General features: G+C 66.7%; 5 protein-coding genes. 4 read left to right on the top strand and 1 reads right to left on the bottom strand.

Translation table 11 applies throughout. The features are described from left to right. The first annotated feature begins 88 nt into the window (after positions 1-88). From ACK42S_RS11395 to ACK42S_RS11380, 4 genes are read left to right on the top strand one after another with little or no spacing between them, the layout of a single operon-like run. Entirely contained in the window at positions 89-979 is an 891-nt protein-coding gene (locus tag ACK42S_RS11395; protein WP_409707240.1) for a carbohydrate ABC transporter permease, read from the top strand. Continuing rightward, on the top strand, positions 976-1,824 hold the full coding sequence (locus ACK42S_RS11390) for a carbohydrate ABC transporter permease (protein WP_409707237.1): 849 nt from the start codon (positions 976-978) through the stop codon (positions 1,822-1,824). The genes ACK42S_RS11395 and ACK42S_RS11390 overlap by 4 nt, the downstream gene beginning before the upstream one ends. 5 nt (positions 1,825-1,829) lie before the next feature. Continuing rightward, positions 1,830-2,897, top strand: a complete 1,068-nt coding sequence (locus ACK42S_RS11385; protein WP_409707234.1) for an ABC transporter ATP-binding protein — start codon at positions 1,830-1,832, stop codon at positions 2,895-2,897. A gap of 12 nt (positions 2,898-2,909) precedes the next feature. Then, entirely contained in the window at positions 2,910-4,118 is a 1,209-nt protein-coding gene (locus ACK42S_RS11380; protein WP_409707231.1) for an AGE family epimerase/isomerase, read from the top strand. 23 nt (positions 4,119-4,141) lie between these two features. On the opposite strand, the gene ACK42S_RS11375 is transcribed toward ACK42S_RS11380, so the two are convergent. Then, a partial coding sequence (locus ACK42S_RS11375; protein ID WP_409707227.1) for a carbohydrate-binding module family 20 domain-containing protein occupies positions 4,142-4,391 on the bottom strand: 250 nt, incomplete at its 5' end.

Here is a 4,391-nt window from a genome sequence, read left to right as displayed (position 1 = left end):
GCCCAGTAACCCTGCCCCGGCGCCGGGTGCGCCGGCTGCCGCGGCCCTGGGGCTGCGGCAGCCCCACGATGTTCCTGACCAACCCCGCATGACCTCCTCTGCCCCTTTGCGGCCGCGCCAGCCCTGGCTGCCGCGGCTGGTGCTCGCGCCGTCCTTCGTGCTGTCGATGGTCTTCATCTACGGCTTCATCGCCTGGAACGGCTACCTCTCGCTGTCGGCCTCGCGGCTGCTGCCCAACTACGAGTTTGTCGGGCTCGAACAGTACGCCACCCTCTTTGCCAGCGAACGCTGGTGGCTGGCCATGCGCAATCTGGCCGTTTTCGGCGTTCTTTTCATCGGCCTGTCGATGGCCTTGGGCCTGCTGCTGGCGATCCTGCTCGACCAGAAGGTGCGCGCCGAGGGGGCCCTGCGCACCATCTTCCTCTACCCGATGGCGCTGAGCTTCATCGTCACCGGCACGGCCTGGAAGTGGATCCTGAATCCCGGTCTGGGTCTGGAGCACCTGATGCACCAGTGGGGCTTCGAGAGCTTCCAGTTCGACTGGCTCATCAACCCCGATCGGGCCATCTACACCGTGGTGATCGCTGGCGTGTGGCAGTCGGCCGGTTTCGTGATGGCGCTGTTCCTCGCCGGCCTGCGCGGCATCGACGACAGCATCGTCAAGGCCGCCCAGCTCGACGGCGCCAGTCTGCCGCGCATCTACTGGCGCATTCTCATCCCCAGCCTGCGGCCCGTCTTTTTCAGCACGCTGCTGGTGCTTTCGCACATTGCCATCAAGAGCTTCGACTTGGTGATGGCGCTGACCGCCGGCGGCCCCGGCTTTGCCAGCGACGTGCCCGCCACCTTCATGTACACGATGGCCTTCACCCGCGGCCAGATCGGCCTGGGAGCCGCGTCGGCCACCGTCATGCTGGCCACCGTGGCGGCCATCGTCGTTCCCTACCTCTACAGCGAGCTGCGCACGAGGAAGCCCACATGAAGCACCTGCACCGTTTCCTCCTGCTGGGCGCGCTGGCCTTGTTCGCCGCGATCTTCCTCGCACCGCTGTACGTGATGGTGGTCACCTCGCTGAAGGACATGGACCAGATCCGCGCCGGCGGCCTGCTCGACCTGCCATCCGACCCCAGCCTGGCCGCCTGGTCCAAGGCCTGGTCCAGCGCCTGCACTGGCACTGACTGCGGCGGACTGCGGCCCTTCTTCATGAACTCCATCGCCATGGTGGTGCCAGCCGTGCTCATCTCCACCGCGCTGGGAGCGCTCAACGGCTATGTGTTGAGCAAGTGGCGCTTCCGCGGCAGCGAGCTCGTGTTCGGGCTGATGCTCTTTGGCGTCTTCATGCCCATGCAGGTGGTGCTGCTGCCGATGTCGCAGGTGCTGGGCTGGCTGGGCCTGTCCACCTCGCTGTGGGGTCTGGTGCTCGTGCATGTGCTGGCCGGTCTGCCGTCCACCACCCTCTTCTTCCGCAACTACTACGTGGGCCTGCCCGACGAACTGGTGAAGGCCGCGATGATCGACGGTGCCGGCTTCTGGCGCATCTTCTGGCGCATCGTGCTGCCGCTGTCCACGCCCATCCTGGTCGTCACGCTGATCTGGCAGTTCACGCAGATCTGGAACGACTTCCTCTATGGCGTGGTGTTCACCGGCGCCGAGGCCAAGCCCGTCACGGTGGGTCTGAACAACCTCGCCAACACCACCGCCAACGTCAAGGAATACAACGTCGACATGGCCGCCGCCATGATCGCTGCATTGCCCACGCTGGCGGTCTACATCGTCGCCGGCAAATACTTCGTGCGCGGCCTCACCGCCGGCGCCGTGAAAGGTTGAACCCCATGGGAGCCCTCTCCATCCGCCAGGTCCGCAAGGCCTACCATTCTGTCGAAATCCTCAAGGGCATCGACCTCGAGGTCGAGGCGGGCGAATTCCTCATCCTCGTCGGCCCCTCAGGTTGTGGCAAGTCCACGCTGCTGGCGATGATCGCCGGCCTGGATCACCCCACCTCCGGCAGCATCCACATCGGCAACCGTGACGTCACCCACGCCCTGCCCAAGGACCGTGACATCGCGATGGTGTTCCAGAGCTACGCGCTCTACCCCAACATGACGGTGGCCGACAACATCGGCTTTGCGCTGGAGATGCGCAAGGTGCCCAAGGCCGAGCGCACAGCAGCAGTTGCACGCGTGGCGAAGATGCTGCAGATCGAGCATCTGCTCGAACGCAAGCCGGCGCAGCTATCGGGAGGCCAGCGCCAGCGTGTGGCCATGGGCCGCGCCCTGGCGCGCAACCCCAAGCTCTTTCTCTTCGACGAGCCGCTGTCGAACCTGGACGCCAAGCTGCGCGTGGAGATGCGCGCCGAGATCAAGCTGCTGCACCAGCGCACCCGCACGACCACGGTCTATGTCACGCACGACCAGGTCGAGGCGATGACCCTGGGCGACCGCATCGCGGTGATGAAGGACGGCCAGGTCCAGCAGTTCGGCACCCCGGACGACATCTACAGCCGCCCGGCCAACCGCTTCGTCGCCGAGTTCATCGGCTCGCCGGCGATGAACTTCATCGAGGCCTCGCGCACAGGCACCGACGAGCTGCAGGCCCACGGACTGGGGTTGGCATTGACGCCCACCCAGCGCCAGGCCCTCCAGGCTCACGGGAACAGCGCCATCAGCTACGGCTTGCGCCCCGAGGCCCTGCAGTTCGCAGGCCAGGGACTGCCCGGCGAGCTGGGCATGGTCGAGCCCACCGGGCCCGAAACCTATGCCTTGGTGGACACGCCTTTGGGCCGCCTGACCGTCAGGGTGCCGGGCAAGGTGCCTCAGCGCGTAGGCGAGCGCGTGCACCTGGCCTGGTCCCCCGAACACTGCCACCTCTTCGACGGGCAGACACAGCAGCGCATCGCCTGATACCCTCGCGAGATGCATGTCTTCCCGCGTTACCGTTCTCCGGCCTTCCTGAAAGAGCACATCTTTCACACCATGGCCTTCTACCACCCCCGCTGCATCGACCGGCGCGGGGGCTACTTCCATTTCTTCCTCGACGACGGCACCGCCTATGACACCGAACACCGGCACCTCGTCAACAGCACCCGGCTGATCTACAACTACGCCCAGGCCCATCAGCATTTCCGCGCGCCCACCTACCTCGACGCCGTGCGCCACGGCCTGTCCTTCCTGCGCGAGGCTCACCTCGACCCGGCCACCGGCCGCTACGCCTGGATGCTGCGCGTCGAGGACCGCCCAGACGGCACCCGCGAGCACGTGGTGGAAGACGCGGCCCAGTACGCCTATGGCCTGGGCTTTGTGATGCTGGCCTACGCGCACGCACTGAAGGCCGGCGTGGCCGAGGCGCGCGAATGGCTGGCGCAGACTTGGCAAACGCTGAACACCCTCTTTTGGGACGAGTCCCAGGGCCTGTATGCCGACGAGCTGGTCGAAGGGGGCTGGGGCCCCTACCGCGGCCAGAACGCCAACATGCACGTCTTCGAAGCTCTGCTGGGCGCCTTCGAGGCCACCGGCGAGACCTCTTACCTCGACCGGGCCGAACGCATCGCCCGCCGCGTCACGGTGGACCTGGCCGACCAGACCGACGGTCACGTCTGGGAGCACTACCACGCCGACTGGACGCCCGACTGGACCTACCACCGCGACCGGCCCGACGAGATCTTCCGTCCCTGGGGCTACCAGTTCGGCCACCAGGCCGAGTGGGCCAAGCTGCTGCTGATCCTCGACCGCCTGCGCCCCGCCCCCTGGCTGTTGCCTCGTGCCCAGGCCCTGTTCGACTTCACCGTCGCTCATGGCTGGGACGAAGAGGCCCGCGGCCTGTTCAACCGCATGGCCCCCGACGGCAGCCTGTGCGACGACCACAAGGCCTTCTGGGTGCAGTCCGAGACGGCCACCGCCGCAGCCCTGCTGGGGCACCGTACCGGCCTGGAAACCTACTGGCGCTGGTACGACCGGCTGTGGTCCTACTGCTGGGACTACTTCATCGACCACGAGCACGGCGCCTGGTACCACACGCTCACCCGCGACAACCGCCGCCTGGGCGAGGAGAAGACCCCAGTGGGCCGGCTCGACTACCACACGCTGGGCAACTGCTACGAGATGCTGCGGGTGGTGGCCCCATGACGGAGCCACCCCCGGCTGCACAGCTATTGCCAGGTGCCGCCGGTGCTCACCGAGCCGCCCCCGGAGGGAGTGGTCACGATGCGATTGCTGCCGCCTTCCCACACCACATTGCCGGCCCCATCCTTCTTGATGAATTTGTACTGGTAGGTGGTGTTGGCGGGCAGGTTCAGCACCGTGCGCCAGTCGCCGCGGGTGCCCGAGCCGGAGATCCAGGTCATGGGCTTGGCTGCCGCCGGCGACCAACTCCCCAATGCCGTGTGGTGGCCAAGCCCA

Source organism: Caldimonas sp. (genome assembly GCF_046289365.1).
GTDB lineage: Bacteria > Pseudomonadota > Gammaproteobacteria > Burkholderiales > Burkholderiaceae_C > Caldimonas.
This window is presented reverse-complemented; position numbering and strand designations above follow the sequence as displayed.